14 protein-coding genes are annotated in these 14,022 nt (G+C 35.2%); 10 read left to right on the top strand and 4 right to left on the bottom strand.

All coding sequences use genetic code 11. The features are described 5' to 3' along the window. The first annotated feature begins 157 nt into the window (after positions 1 to 157). The 5 genes from KIK00_RS05895 to KIK00_RS05875 all read left to right on the top strand — a co-directional run bounded on the left by KIK00_RS05895 (position 158) and on the right by KIK00_RS05875 (position 5,020). Positions 158 to 523: a BlaI/MecI/CopY family transcriptional regulator gene (locus tag KIK00_RS05895; RefSeq protein WP_047374233.1), complete on the top strand. Its 366-nt coding sequence runs from the start codon at positions 158 to 160 to the stop codon at positions 521 to 523. 5 nt (positions 524 to 528) lie between these two features. Then, a complete protein-coding gene (locus KIK00_RS05890) occupies positions 529 to 2,448 on the top strand; it encodes a M56 family metallopeptidase (protein WP_255815628.1) in 1,920 nt (639 codons plus the stop codon). Positions 2,449 to 2,505: 57 nt separating this feature from the next. Further along, entirely contained in the window at positions 2,506 to 3,408 is a 903-nt protein-coding gene (locus tag KIK00_RS05885) for a GLPGLI family protein (RefSeq protein WP_255815627.1), read from the top strand. Between the two features lie 158 nt (positions 3,409 to 3,566). Further along, entirely contained in the window at positions 3,567 to 4,133 is a 567-nt protein-coding gene (locus KIK00_RS05880) for a sugar O-acetyltransferase (protein WP_255815626.1), read from the top strand. A 20-nt stretch (positions 4,134 to 4,153) separates the two neighbouring features. Further along, on the top strand, positions 4,154 to 5,020 hold the full coding sequence (locus KIK00_RS05875; protein ID WP_255815625.1) for a GLPGLI family protein: 867 nt from the start codon (positions 4,154 to 4,156) through the stop codon (positions 5,018 to 5,020). Positions 5,021 to 5,092: 72 nt separating this feature from the next. On the opposite strand, the gene fsa is transcribed toward KIK00_RS05875, so the two are convergent. Continuing rightward, positions 5,093 to 5,746, bottom strand: a complete 654-nt coding sequence (fsa, locus tag KIK00_RS05870) for a fructose-6-phosphate aldolase (RefSeq protein WP_047374243.1) — start codon at positions 5,744 to 5,746, stop codon at positions 5,093 to 5,095. 220 nt (positions 5,747 to 5,966) lie between these two features. On the opposite strand from fsa, the gene KIK00_RS05865 reads away from it, so the two are divergent. Further along, the gene (locus KIK00_RS05865; RefSeq protein ID WP_255815624.1) at positions 5,967 to 6,455 is read left to right on the top strand and encodes a YdeI/OmpD-associated family protein; all 489 of its coding nucleotides are present in this window, start codon (positions 5,967 to 5,969) and stop codon (positions 6,453 to 6,455) included. 246 nt (positions 6,456 to 6,701) lie between these two features. Here the strand turns inward: KIK00_RS05865 and KIK00_RS05860 are convergent, their stop codons facing one another. Continuing rightward, positions 6,702 to 7,238: a hypothetical protein gene (locus tag KIK00_RS05860; RefSeq protein ID WP_255815623.1), complete on the bottom strand. Its 537-nt coding sequence runs from the start codon at positions 7,236 to 7,238 to the stop codon at positions 6,702 to 6,704. 196 nt (positions 7,239 to 7,434) lie between these two features. Between KIK00_RS05860 and pepE the strand changes: the two genes are divergently transcribed. The 4 genes from pepE to KIK00_RS05840 all read left to right on the top strand — a co-directional run bounded on the left by pepE (position 7,435) and on the right by KIK00_RS05840 (position 11,630). Then, on the top strand, positions 7,435 to 8,127 hold the full coding sequence (pepE, locus tag KIK00_RS05855) for a dipeptidase PepE (RefSeq protein WP_255815622.1): 693 nt from the start codon (positions 7,435 to 7,437) through the stop codon (positions 8,125 to 8,127). Continuing rightward, positions 8,127 to 8,981 (top strand): hypothetical protein, encoded by an 855-nt coding sequence (locus KIK00_RS05850; RefSeq protein WP_255815621.1) that lies wholly within the window; start codon positions 8,127 to 8,129, stop codon positions 8,979 to 8,981. Before pepE ends, KIK00_RS05850 begins: the two co-directional genes overlap by 1 nt. Before the next feature lie 96 nt (positions 8,982 to 9,077). Then, positions 9,078 to 10,451 carry a D-alanyl-D-alanine carboxypeptidase/D-alanyl-D-alanine-endopeptidase gene (gene dacB, locus KIK00_RS05845; protein ID WP_255815620.1) on the top strand — a complete coding sequence of 458 codons (1,374 nt, stop codon included), beginning with the start codon at positions 9,078 to 9,080 and terminating at the stop codon, positions 10,449 to 10,451. A 6-nt stretch (positions 10,452 to 10,457) separates the two neighbouring features. Then, entirely contained in the window at positions 10,458 to 11,630 is a 1,173-nt protein-coding gene (locus KIK00_RS05840) for a HAMP domain-containing sensor histidine kinase (RefSeq protein WP_255815619.1), read from the top strand. On the opposite strand, the gene KIK00_RS05835 is transcribed toward KIK00_RS05840, so the two are convergent. Together KIK00_RS05835 and KIK00_RS05830 are read right to left on the bottom strand one after the other, a co-directional pair. Further along, complete coding sequence (locus KIK00_RS05835; RefSeq protein ID WP_255815618.1) at positions 11,622 to 11,834, bottom strand: hypothetical protein; 213 nt, start codon at positions 11,832 to 11,834, stop codon at positions 11,622 to 11,624. The two genes, KIK00_RS05840 and KIK00_RS05835, sit on opposite strands and share 9 nt — an antisense overlap. A 275-nt stretch (positions 11,835 to 12,109) precedes the next feature. Beyond that, the gene (locus KIK00_RS05830; RefSeq protein WP_255815617.1) at positions 12,110 to 13,966 is read right to left on the bottom strand and encodes a peptidase M61; all 1,857 of its coding nucleotides are present in this window, start codon (positions 13,964 to 13,966) and stop codon (positions 12,110 to 12,112) included. Between the last annotated feature and the right edge of the window lie 56 nt (positions 13,967 to 14,022).

Raw genomic sequence — 14,022 nt, 5'->3', positions numbered from 1 at the left:
TATATTATTGATTTTCAAATAGTTGTATTGTGGTTTGTGCTTATCACTAAAAAAATAGTTGTTTGATTCAATTTTATTTCTACATTTGTATAACTAATTTCTTAGTGATATAAAATTGGATGACTTTATATCACAATAATTGATAAATGAACAGGATATGAAAATTCAGACTTTAACAAAAGCAGAAGAGCAGGTAATGCAGTATTTATGGAAAATAGAAAAAGGATTTCTAAAGGATGTCCTTGATCTTTTCCCGGACCCGAAACCGCATACCAATACGGTCTCTACCATTTTAAAAGTATTGAAAGACAAAGAATTTGTAGACTATCGTGTACATGGAAGACAGCATGAGTATTTTCCGCTGGTTTCAAAGGAACAGTATTCCGGAAAAACCATGAAAAGTCTTGTGAAAAACTATTTTAAAGGATCCTACAAAAGTGCCGTTTCATTTCTGGTAGAAAAAAATGAAATGACTGTAGAAGATCTTGAGATGTTATTGGATGAACTCAAAAAGAAAGATTAATACCTATGGAAGCAATACTTTTATACTTTGGGAAAACTATTTTATGTTCGGGTGTAACATTTTTGTATTACCAGTTGTCTTTAAAAGACAAGACATTCCATCATTATAACAGATTTTATCTGTTGGCAGCAATCGTGATGTCGCTGCTGCTGCCACTCATTAAAGTAGATGATTTTACGATAGAGGTAAATAATGATATGTATATGCTTCTTGATAAGATTCAGAATTTTAATTCAGAAAAAAATATAAACAATGGTAACCTTTATTTTAACATTATTTTTTCAGCTCTGGGACTGGTTTCTCTCTATTTTTTAGGGAAACTTATCTATGGGATTTTCAAAATCCAGCAGTTTAAAAAGCAGTTTCAGAAAGAAAGTTTTGACGGGATCAATTTTTACCGTACAGATCTTAGCGAAGCTCCGTTTTCATATTTTAAGAACCTTTTCTGGAAGAATGCCATCACACTGCATTCTGATATCGGAAAACAGATTTTAAAGCATGAGATGGTACATATTCAGCAGAAACATTCCTTTGATAAGATTTTTATCGAGATTATTACTTCTGTTTTCTGGTTCAATCCGTTTTTTCATATCATCAAAAAAGAAATTAATCTCATCCACGAGTACCTGGCTGATAAAAAGGCCGTACAACAATCGGACACCAAAGCATTTGCGCAGATGCTTTTAGCAAGCCACTTTTCCGGAACACAGTTGCCTGCTGCCAGTCCGTTTCTAAGTTCAAACCTTAAAAAAAGACTTAAAATGTTACAAAAACCAAAAACCAAGTTCGGATATGCGCGAAGAATTCTTGCATTGCCGGTGTTATTTACCGTAGCTTTTGCTTATCTGGTAAATGCGAAGAACAGAGAAATTGAAGAAACGAATCTTTCCATTAAAAAAGTAGTTTCAGAAATCAAAAAAGATACGGTAAGACCTGAAAAATCTGTTCAGGGAAATATAACAGGATTAAAATCTGTATCACCGGAAGATCATACAAAACTGACCGAGCTTGAGAAAAAGATAAAAGAAAAAGAGAAAGAGCTGAAAGGATTGGATCCGGAAAGTGATGCCTTCAGTGATAAAATTGAAGAAATAAGTAACCTGGCATCAGAGATAGGAGAGATGGCTGCCAAAGTTGAAGTTGATGAATATTTCAATTCTGCTGAATGGAAAAATCAGATGAAGGAACTTGAAAATATGGATCCTCTTGATAAGAAAGAACTTCGTAAAATAAAAAGAGAGGCTAAAAAAGCGGAAAGAGAAGCTGCAAGGGCAGTAAAACAAATCGTTCCTCCCACACCACCTAATGCACCAGATGAACCTCAGGCTCCAAAAGCTCCGAAAGTAGTTTATTTTAAAAATAATAATACCCTCTACTATAAGGATCTGAGCTCTAAAGAAAAAGAGGAAGTACGTAAGGCAATGGCAGAAGCTAAAACAGCTATGAAAGAAGCAGCAAAAGCCAGAGTGGAAGGGGAGAAAGCCAGAATAGAGGGAGAAAGAGCCAGAATAGAAGGAGAAAGAGCGAGAGCTGAAGGAGATAGAATACGAAAAGAAGGTATAAGAATACGAATTGATGGGGACAAAATAAGAAGAGAACACGAAAAATTACGTATTGAAGCAGAAAAAATAGCCCAGAACTTCAGAGGAGGTAACTTTTCAATGACCACTTCTTCTCCTAACGTTATTGTAATGAATGCTGATTTCATCAAAAGAGATGGTAATGGGAATATTTTAATGAACGGAGTGAAAAAATTTAACATTGGAGGAGCTGATGACAAATACAAATATTATATTGATGGAAGAGAGGTTTCTAAAGATGATGTGAATGCTTTGAATTCTGCCAATATTTCAAAAGTAATGGTCAACAGCCAGAAGAATGGTGAAGTAAGTAAAGGAGAAGTAAGAATTGAGACAAAGAAATAAAAGTTCCACCAAGCTTTGTCAATTTAATATTGGCAAAGCTTTTTTTAATCATACATTATGAAAAGTAAAGTTCTATTTTTTTTATTTCTGGGAGTGCTTGCCAGTGCACAGGTTAACAGATTTTTTTATGAATATAAGTTTATTCCGGATTCCAATAATAAGGAAGATGTAAAGACAGAAATGATGATGCTTGATATTGATAAAAACGGCTCAAGCTATTACAGTCGTGACAAATTTGTAGCAGACTCCATCGGGAAAGCAGAGCTGGAAAAGCAGCTGAAAGCCGGTGGCGGAAATATCAGTATCAACAGAAGAGAACGATCTGGACAGGTTTCCTATAAAGTAACCAAACAATACCCGGATTTTAAAACTTATCTTTTCAGAAGCATCTCTACAGATAAGTATAAAATAAAAGAAGATCAGAAACCGGAATGGAAAATCCTCCCTGAAAAACAAAAAATAGGAGCATATCAGGCTCAGAAAGCTACTGCCAACTTTGGAGGGAGAGAATGGATAGCCTGGTTTACAACCGATCTTCCTTTTCAGGATGGTCCCTATGTCTTTTACGGACTTCCCGGACTTATCGTAAAAATTGAAGATGCCACAGGCTCTCATATTATGACCATGATAGGTAATAAAACTATTAATACTCCGGCTGCAGAAACCGAAATGCAGGTTCCTGACCATGTAAGGGTGCTTGGAATAGGAGGAAAAGAACTGGAAGTTACAAAAGACCAGTTCAAAAAAGTATGGAGAGCCTATGTCAATGATCCTACCAAAAATATGAGAGAGATGCTGATGAAAAACGGTGATGGCAATACCAAGGTAAGTTTTAAGGTAAGAACAGGAGATGGAAAAGAAATCTCAGACCCTAATCAAGTACTCAGGGAAATGGAAAAGAATACCAAAGAAGCCCTTAAAAAAGATAACAATCCGATTGAACCGGATCTGGTGAATTAATCTTAAATTATTTTACAGTACAAACAGGATGGCAAATGTGTCATCCTGCTTTTTTTGTAACGGAAATGAGTCAAGATGTGATAGATATGAATTCATCATATTATGATATATTTGTTATCTTAATGAATAATAAGTACTAATCATCAATGTTATATCTCATGACAGAAAAGGAAAAATGTGCAGCAGGACTTTTATACAATGCCAATTACGACAAAGATCTGATTCAGGAGCGTATTGCCTGCAAAGATCTGTGTCAGGAATATAATGGGCTGAAAAACTCTGATGCAGAAAACAGATACAGGCTACTCAAGAGAATTATTAGCAGCATAAAAGAAAACATCTGTATAGAACCCAATTTCTGGTGTGATTACGGATATAATATAAAAATTGGAGAGAACTTCTACGCCAATCATAACCTTGTTATTTTAGATTGTGCCAAAGTAGAATTTGGTGATAATGTGTTTATAGGCCCCAATTGCAGTTTCTATACAGCAGGCCATCCGCTTGATGCCAAACAGAGAAATAAAGGCCTTGAATATGCTCACCCGATTACAGTAGGAGACAATGTATGGTTGGGAGGTAATGTGGTAGTACTCCCGGGAGTTTCTATTGGAAATAATTCGGTGATTGGTGCGGGAAGTGTTGTTACAAAAGATATTCCGGATAATGTAGTCGCTGTGGGAAATCCGTGTAAAGTTGTTAAAGAAATTATAGAACAGGATTAAAAAATTATATTAAACTAACCATGAAAAAATTGATCATTATATTGAGTCTTATATTGGCTGTAATCACTAATGCCCAGAATCAAAGATTTATTTATGAATACAAATATATTCTGGATTCCACAGCTAAAGATAAACCGGAAGTGGAAATTATGCTTTTGGATGTTGCGGCAAAAGGATCAAAATTTTACAGTAAAGATTCTTTTGAATCGGATTCTCTTATGGCTTCCGCTATGGAAAAACAACTGCAGATGGGAGTTAAAGAATTGGATTTTTCAGGGATCAAATTCAAAGGCAAAATAAGCTACAGTGTTGAAAAGATGTATCCGGATTATTCAGTGAATTTTTTCACGAATCTTGCTGCTGACGAATATGTAGTTCAAGATGCCCGAAAACAAGAATGGAAAATATTTTCAGATAAAGCAGAGATAGGTGGATTTAAAGTACAGAAAGCAATAGGTAACTTCGCCGGAAGAAAATGGACAGCCTGGTTTACAACAGATCTCCCCATTCAGGATGGTCCGTATAAATTTCATGGGCTTCCAGGATTAATTGTAAAGCTTGAAGACGCTTCCCATACCCATTCATTTGAATTAAAAGGAAATAAAAAACTCCCGGAAGGCTATGAATGGAAGAGTACCAAAGAAAAAGAACGATTTAATGCTCTCGTTACAGTGAATGAAACAAAATATAAAAAAGCTTTTAAAGACTACCTTGCCGATCCTATGAAAAGTGAAAAACAGATGCTGGCTCAGGGCATTGAAATGCAGGAAATAGATGAGTCAGGGAAATTGATTCCTGCAGATAAAGCACAAAAAGAGAAAGAAATAAAAAGGAAGAATGATCTGAAAAAGCAAAATAATATTCTTGAGCTGGATCTGTTGAAATAAAATTAATCATTATAAAAATAAAATCCCGGAACATCGTTCCGGGATTTTTTATATCTGAATAAGAATCAGTTATTATGCTAATTTCTGAGAATCTGCAATGAACTGAGCCAATCCGCTGTCTGTTAATGGGTGCTTCAATAAGCTCAAAATCGGAGGCAGTGGAGATGTAATCACATCGGCTCCGATTTTAGCACAGTCGATGATGTGCATTGAGTGACGGATAGAAGCTGCTAAAATTTCAGTTTCAAACATATAATTATCAAAAATCAATCTGATTTCCTGGATAAGATTAAGACCGTCAGTAGAAATATCATCCAATCTTCCTAAGAATGGAGATACATAAGTAGCTCCTGCTTTTGCTGCCAAAAGTGCTTGCCCTGCAGAGAAGATCAATGTACAGTTCGTTTTGATTCCTTTATCAGAAAAATATTTTAAAGCTTTGATACCGTCTTTGATCATTGGGATCTTTACAACGATATTAGGGTGAATAGCAGCCAATTCATCTCCTTCTTTAATCATTTCTTCATACGTTGTAGAAAGAACTTCCGCAGAAATATCTCCATCTACAAGTTCACAGATCGTTTTATAATGGTTTTTGATTGCTTCAGCCCCCTGGATACCTTCCTTTGCCATTAATGAAGGGTTGGTTGTTACACCATCTAAAATTCCAAGATCTCTCGCTTCCTTGATTTGCTCTAAATTAGCTGTGTCAATAAAAAATTTCATTTTGTTAAATAGATTTATTGGTACAAAGATAGGGAATTAATTGGGTTCTGGGATATGAATTTTGAGTTACGGAGTGTTCGGATTTGAGAGAATATGACTTAGGTTTGAGGGTGAGAGAGTCTTAGAGTTGGAGAGTGGGTGTATATATGATGAAAAAATAAATTTTATGCTGATTTTAAAGCAAATAGTTAATTTTGCATCTTGCATCTAACATATTATCATGAAAAGAAACAGTTTCACAGCCACATTGGAAATCATAGGGATTAATCCTTTTGTTTTTGTTCCGGAAGAAATTTTGGAAAATATTTTTAATGAATCAGGGAAAAATAAAAGTCCGATTCCGGTAAAAGGAACAGTGAACGGGCAGGAATTTGAACAAAACCTGATGAAATATCTGGGGGAATGGAGGCTGTATATCAATCTGACGATGTTGAAAAATTCCCCAAAGAGAATTGGAGAAATCATTGATGTTGTATTGGAATATGATGATTCCGACAGAAGTATTTCTATTCATCCCCATTTGGAAAAAGCAATTAAAGAAAGTCCTCTGGCAGCAGAGAATTTCGAAAATTTGATTCCTTCAAGAAGACATGAACTGGTTCGCTATATCAACAATTTAAAAACCGAAGCCAGTATCCAGCGGAATATCGAAAAAATCATCCGGCATTTGCATGGTGAAACAGATTTTTTCGGAAAGATGATTGAGTAGGCGAACCAAAAACTGAAGATCAGAGTTTTAAAAAAGCAAAGATTAATTGAATATTTAAGCAAGCTAAGAAAGCAACAAAGTCGCTGATGAAGCTTTATATATAAGTACGCTTAGAAGTAAACATTGCTTCCTTAAAATAAAAAGTAAGTAAAATAAACCTTTGTGTAAAACAATTATGAGTTTTCCGTTTGTAAATCAAGTCATTTAAAAAAAAGCCGGAAAAATTTTCCGGCTTTTTCTTTTTTACTAAGAATTTAATGCTTTGCTAAGCTTCACAGCGTCCTGATTGCTAGGGTCATACTGTAAAGATTTGGCAATATGCTCTTTTGCCTTATTAGGATCTGTCTGCTGTTCTGCAAAGGCAATATAGAAATAGGCATAGGCCAGATTTTTCTTATTTTGCTCTACTTCTTCCGGTTTTACGGTTGCAATATACTTTTCATAAGCAATTTTTGCATTGGCATCATCTTTTGCAGACTGATAAGCATAAGCCTGGCTGTAATATGATGGAGCCCAGTCCGGTAATAAAGCAGAGATTTTCTTCCAGGTATCAATGGCATTTGGCCAGTCTGAAGCTTCCTGATAAGCTGCTGCTAATTTTGCTAAGGATTCCGTGTCCTTTGGATTGGCCTCAACCTGTTTTTTAAGACCATCAATTGTTGGATTGCTTGTTTGACTCGTTGCTGCCGAAGTTTCCGGTTGAGTCGTTTGTGCGTTTACAAGACTTACACTTCCTGCCAGTATCAAACCTAAAAATAGATTTCTACTATTAATTTTACTCATTTTCATAATCTTATATTTTAAATTCGAAAATCTAAAATTCAATAATAATTCCATAAAAGTTTAAATTTTAGAAGCTTTAAGGTTTTTTAGAAAATATTAACGGGAAACATGTTTTTTTTAGATTAATTTTTGATTCGTTCATGTTTGAGATTATCTTTGTCTTTCATTTTTTTATTAATAAATATAATTTCGTGGTATGAATATCATATTAGCTTCAACATCCATTCTTTTTGGTGGAGAATATCTGGAATACTTAAGAGAAGAACTAATCCAACTCTATAAAGGAATTGACGAAATTGTGTTTATTCCTTTCGCAAGACCGGGCGGAATTTCCCATGATGATTATACAGCAAAAGCACGTTCTTTCTTTGAAACTATCCATATAAAAGTAAAAGGACTTCATGAGTTTGAAGATAAAACGGAAGCCCTGAACCTTGCAAAAGGATACTTTACCGGTGGTGGAAATACCTTTTTATTGGTTAAAACATTACATGAAGAAGGATTGATGTCTGTCTTAAAAGAAAATGTATCAGGAGGAAAAGCATATCTTGGATGCAGCGCAGGAAGCAATATCGGCGGTCAGAATATGAAAACGACGAATGATATGCCGATCGTATATCCTCCAAGTTTTGACTGTATGGGATTGGTTCCTTTCAATATCAATCCGCACTATCTTGATCCTAATCCGGATTTGAAGCATAATGGAGAAACCAGAGAAACCCGTATTCAGGAGTTTCTTACCCAAAACGACATTAAAGTAGTAGGCCTTAGAGAAGGAAACTGGATCAGAAGAACAGCAGATTCCATTACTGTGGAAGGAAATGAGCTGACAAGGATTTTCGAAAAAGGTAAAGAACCTTACGAAATAGAAGCAGGAAGTACTCTTTAATGAACAAAGAAGAAATTAATCTTTTTGTCGAACGTAATCTGATCAATTTTTCAGTGAACAGCACCGGATGGGATGATCTGATCCGGAAATTACTGTTTGAGTTTGCCGTTGCAGGCTGGAATATGGAACATCGCGTATTTGGCAAGGAAAAGTTTGGTGAATTGAGATGTTACACCTATTCTGAAGACGAATCACTCAATAAAAGGCTTAAAAATATCAAAGATAAATATTCACAATTGTCTGTGAAAACTTGTGAGATCTGTGGCAGTGAAGGCAAAATGAGAACAATAGATTCCTGGCAGACCACGTTGTGTCTGAGTCATTTTCTGGAACAGCAGCCTATTATTGAAATTGATCATAAAGAGAATATCAGGAGAAGTAATAAGACTATTCTGAATATTAAAAACATTGTAAAAGCAGATCTGGAATATGATCTCCAAAAAGTATGGCTTTATACAAAAGAGCAAGGAGAGAGATTTTCTTTTTCATGGCAGGAACCTAATTATTATCTTCTTTTAAAAACAATTCCTCTCTCACTTTTTCCGGAAGACAGACAAAACGAAGTTTCCATGTTGTTTCAAAGTTTGAGTGATTGTGGAATATGCGGTTATAAAGCTGTATATCAAAGAAGCTGTCTGCGTTGTCATAATGAGTCATGGAATGATTCCGGATATTTTATTGAAGATTACGGAGAAAAATCAAACTATATAAAAGAATGTCAGATGGATATTTTCATAGATGAAGATGATTACGGGAAGTATTTTAAATATGACCAGTCGTTTGAAAAATCTCCTGATCATGAGATTCTTTTCAGTTCCGATGACCTCAGGGAATATGAAAAGCTTTTATTTTAACTATATTTGATTAGAATTTAAAACAATGAAAAAGGTTCATATACGGGTTGTGAACTGTATTGAAAACCTTTGTATTTAGACCCAAATAACAATTTAATGAAAAAAACACTTGCTGTTCTCACACTCTCTGTACAGATGGTTGCTGCGCAGAATATTGCACAGAAATTAGATAAAGTAACCAAGGATCTTATGGATTCTTCAGGAACGGTTTCTTCCAGCTTATCATTTTATGTTTCAGATGAAAATGGCAATTTCATATACGAATATCAGGGAAGTAAGGGGCTTTCTACTGCTTCTACACAGAAAATTTTTACTGCTGGTGCCGCATTGGAAACTTTAGGCAAAAATTATACTTTTACAACCACTTCCAGCTATTCCGGAAATATATCCGGAGGAACGCTGAACGGAAATCTTTTCATCAGTTCCAACGGTGACCCTACCTTGGGAAGCTGGAGATATGATGCCTATAAACCTGAAAATTTTAAAAAGAAGCTGATTGAGGCACTTAAAAATTCAGGAATTACAAAAATATCAGGCGATCTGGTGATTGATGATTCTTATTTTGACCATCAGACGATTCCCGGAGGCTGGCCGTGGGATGACCTTGGAAATTATTACGGAGCCGGTGTTTGGGGTGTCAACTGGAAAGAAAACCAGTTCGACATCAATATTAACGGAACAGATTTTAAAAACTTTTCTTATCCTTTGGAGGGAGTGAAATGGCTGAATGATCTGAAAGCAGGTGGCAGTTCTGATCAGAGTCTTATCTTCACCGCACCTCATTCTGATGTAGCGCTGATTAACGGGATGCTTCCGGCAGGAAAAACGGTTACGGTTTCTGGTTCTACTCCTAATCCGCCCTTACAGCTGGCAGCAGAAGTAAAGCAATGGCTGAAAGAATCGGGAATTGAAATTTCAGGAAAAACGGTGACGAATTCACAGCTTGAAATAGAAGGAAAACAACCTTTGGCAGCTCCGAAAAATAATATTCTTTTGACTTACCAGTCTCCGACTCTGGATAAGATTGTCTATTGGTTTTTAAGAAAAAGTATCAATCTGTATGGAGAAACATTGATTAAAACCTTAGGAAAAGAGAAAAAGGGAAATCCAAGCTTCAAAAGCGGGGTTTCTTATCTGAAAGAATTCTGGAAATCAAAAGGAATTAATCCTAATATGATCAATTTCGCAGACGGAAGCGGACTTTCACCACAAAATTATGTGGCGGCAAAAGCAGAAGTACAGGCTCTTTTATATGCAAAAAAACAATCCTGGTTTGAAGCGTACTATGATGGATTCCCGGTACAGGAGAATGGAATGAAGATGAAAAGCGGAACGATGAGAGATACCAAATCTTTTGCAGGATACCACACTGCCAAAGATGGAAAAAAATATGTATTTTCGATCATCATCAACAACTATCAGGGAAGTGGAAATGCAGAGCTGCAGAAAATCCTGAATGTTTTAAAATAAAATTTAATGAAAAATCGTCCGCTTCTATCAAGAATCAATAATTTTTTCGTTTTTGCATTGCTTACAGTAGTGGTCGTAGCATTAATTGTTTCATCCAATTTTCTTATTAAAAATTTAAGAGAAAAAGAGGCTGAAAGAATAAAAGTATTTGCTACTGCAATAAGAATTCTACAAGATAATCAACAAAAAAGTTCAGAAACTCAGGAGCTTCTCTTTGCAATTCTTACAGAGAATGATCAGATTCCATCAATACTTACAGACGAAAATAAGCAACCATTTTTGTTTGAGGGAAGTTCACGTAATATTGCTAAGGAAATCTTGGCTAATCCTAATGAACTAAATAATCTGATTACTAAAATGGAAAGTCATTATGATCCTTTTGAAATTGAAGTTGCAAATGGAGATAAACAACTTGTTTTCTATGATAACTCAGAACTGCTTAATAATTTAAGATATTATCCTTATTTTTTAGGATTATTTATATTAGCTTATCTACTATTTTCGTTTTGGTTTTTAAGAACAATAAAGAAAACCGATGAAGGTTATCTTTGGGCGGGTCTTGCAAAAGAAACAGCTCATCAGATAGGAACTCCTTTATCGTCTATGATTGGCTGGATAGAAATTATGAAATTGGATAATCCGGATTCGGATGGTGTACATGAGATTGAAAAAGATATTGAAAGACTCAGAACGATCTCAGAGCGATTCTCGAAAATAGGCTCTATTCCTGAGCTGAATGACAGAAACTTCAATGAAACCATTCAGGAGAATTATGATTATTTAAAAACAAGAATTTCCAGAAAAATCAATTTTACACTCAATCTTCCTACGTATACCGTTTTGGTTCCTCACAATAAAATTCTGATAAGCTGGGTAATTGAAAATTTGATAAAAAATGCTGTGGATGCGATGAAAGGTGAAGGAGCGATCACCATGTCTGTTTTTGAAAGAAATAAGAATATTCTCATTGAAGTAAAAGACAATGGTAGCGGAATGACAAAACAACAGTCTGTAAATGCTTTTAAACCGGGTTATTCTACTAAAAAAAGAGGATGGGGGCTAGGACTATCGCTGGCGAAAAGAGTAATTCATGAATATCATAATGGAGATATTAAAATTGCCCAAACCGAAATAGGTAAAGGCACTACTTTTAAAATTATTTTAAGGAAATTAGTTTGATGAATAGACAGGGTTTCCAATAACATTAAAATAGGTGACAGAACCATCAGACCAGTCAATTGCATAGTATTTACTATATATCATTTGACCTCCAGGAGTACCTGAACAATATCCGTAAAACATTGTTGTTTTAACTTTGTACTTTCTTCCGTCTAAAAGTCCTCCATAAAAATTAAGCATTTGCTTTCTTGTTAGGTTTTTCATAAGTATGTGTTTTTATTAACATTTAAATATAGTATTTTTATTGTTTGAATCTAAAATTCATCATTTTTTACAATTAACTTCTATTTTTTATGTCTTTTATTTTACAATCATCCTCTTTGATTATAAAACATTAATATTTAAAATCAAAAAGATGGATAATTTTTTGAATATCAATAAGTATTTGATACACAAAATAACAAATGAGAAATGCTTTTAACTGAAAAAATCATTTTATAAAAAACAAAAAAGCGGGGAAACTTTCCCCGCTTTTCTCTTTATTTTTTACCAGTAAGCCACTGTGTCTGTAGTTTCAGTTCTTCCGGAGTTGGATTCGCCTTAAATGAAGGTGTTTCCATTGTCATTTTATCCAGAATAGCCTTTCCTTTCAGAGTCATTTTTTCTTTCTTACCGGCATTATCTCTTAAAATAGTTACCGTAACGTCCTGTCCGTCTTTGATTGTTCGGGTATACCCAATAAAATCCTGTATCTTTTTGATGTCTACTGTTTTCCCATCCAAAGCAAGTACCTGGTCTGTGATTTTAAATCCGATACTTTTTGCAAATGGAGATAGAGCAGAATGATCATCAAAAGCAAAAGCATTGGTCTTTTCATCAAAACCTGTCTGATTTGGATCTTTGATGAACCAGAAAAGAGGCTGACTTTCCTGTTTTTTAAGATCTACACCCGCCATACTCAGATATTGAGCGTAAGGCGTTGGCTGATTTCCTGCAATATATTTGTTATAGAAATCTTTCACCTGAGGATATCCGGTTACTGTTACCAATTCGTCAATCAGTTTATCATCTTTGAAAGGTTTGTTTTCCCCAAATCTCTGAGACAGTTTTCTGATCATATCACGATATCCCATCTCTCCGTTGGAAAGTTTTCTAAGCTCAATATCAAGGCACATTGCCAAAAGAGCACCTTTCTCATACACATTTCTGTACTGATCTTTATAAGGCTCTACCAATACATTTTTGCTCATTACCGTGAATGGCATTGTGTCGTCATAGCTTTTAGAATTGGCAATTTTCTCACCAATTCTTTGAAGGAACTGATCTTTATTGATAAGACCTTCCTGAATTTGGAAAAGATTGGCAAAATACTCCGTTCCACCTTCGTACATCCATAAGTGCTGAGACATCTTTGGATCTGCATAATCGAAATAGTGAATCTCTTCAGAATGTGTTTTCAGAGGATTTACAGTGTGGAAAAACTCGTGGGAAACTACATCTGTAATGGTATTGTCGATGGCATCTTTCGGCATTCCTTCCGGAAGAACCACACTTGTAGATTCGTGGTGTTCCAGTGCTCCGAAACCTTTTACTCTAGGTCCATCTCCTCCGGAAAGATAGAGCATGATTGCATACTTCTTATTGGTATTCATATCACCCAGGAATTTCTTCTGAGCAACCACCATTTTTTCCAGATTGTCTTTGAAATCTGCAGCTTTGTATTTTCCTGTTGGAGAATATACTCCCAGTACAAGATCCATTCCTCCAGCATTGAAGGTAATATAATCCGGTTTTGTATACATAAGTGGTGATTCTGTCACCTTAGCATAGTTCGCAAGGGTATAAGTGTCTGTAGCATCAGATTTGTCCTGGTCTACCAGTGCTGTTGTTCCGTAGAAATCTGTAGGCTTCTGAACAATAAGCTGATAAGGAACATCCTGCATATTATCAATATACCCAATAAATCCGTGGGTATTGATCATATATACTTTTCCGGCTTCAATATCAGTTCCTGACGGAGAAAATACTGCTTTGTGCTTTGATGTATCTAATTCATCATCAAAACTGTCATTCACAAGATAAGAGATTTTGGAAAGACCCTGAGCGTTTTTCAATGAATAGGTATTGTCATTTACTTTAGTGAAAGTAAGTTCTTTGCCTTTATTATCATAAAATTTGATCCCCTCGATGAATCTTCCATAGTCGTCTACAGAATAAGTACCCGGAACCGTTTTAGGGAAATGGAATTTAACATCCCCGGATTTCATTTTCGGAAACTCCATGGTAACGGCTACTTTATCATCTTTTACATTGACTAGATCAATGGTTGTTTTTATAGACTGAGCATTTGCTAAAAAAGAAGCAAAAATACCGAGGCTAAGTACTGTTTTTCTCATTAGGTTTACATTAATAGTTAAATAGTTGCTCTTTTTGTCATTTTGTTACTGAAAAA

The organism is Chryseobacterium sp. MA9 (assembly GCF_024399315.1).
GTDB lineage: Bacteria > Bacteroidota > Bacteroidia > Flavobacteriales > Weeksellaceae > Chryseobacterium.
The sequence above is the reverse complement of the archived record's forward strand: the minus strand, read 5'-3'. Positions and strand labels throughout refer to the sequence as shown.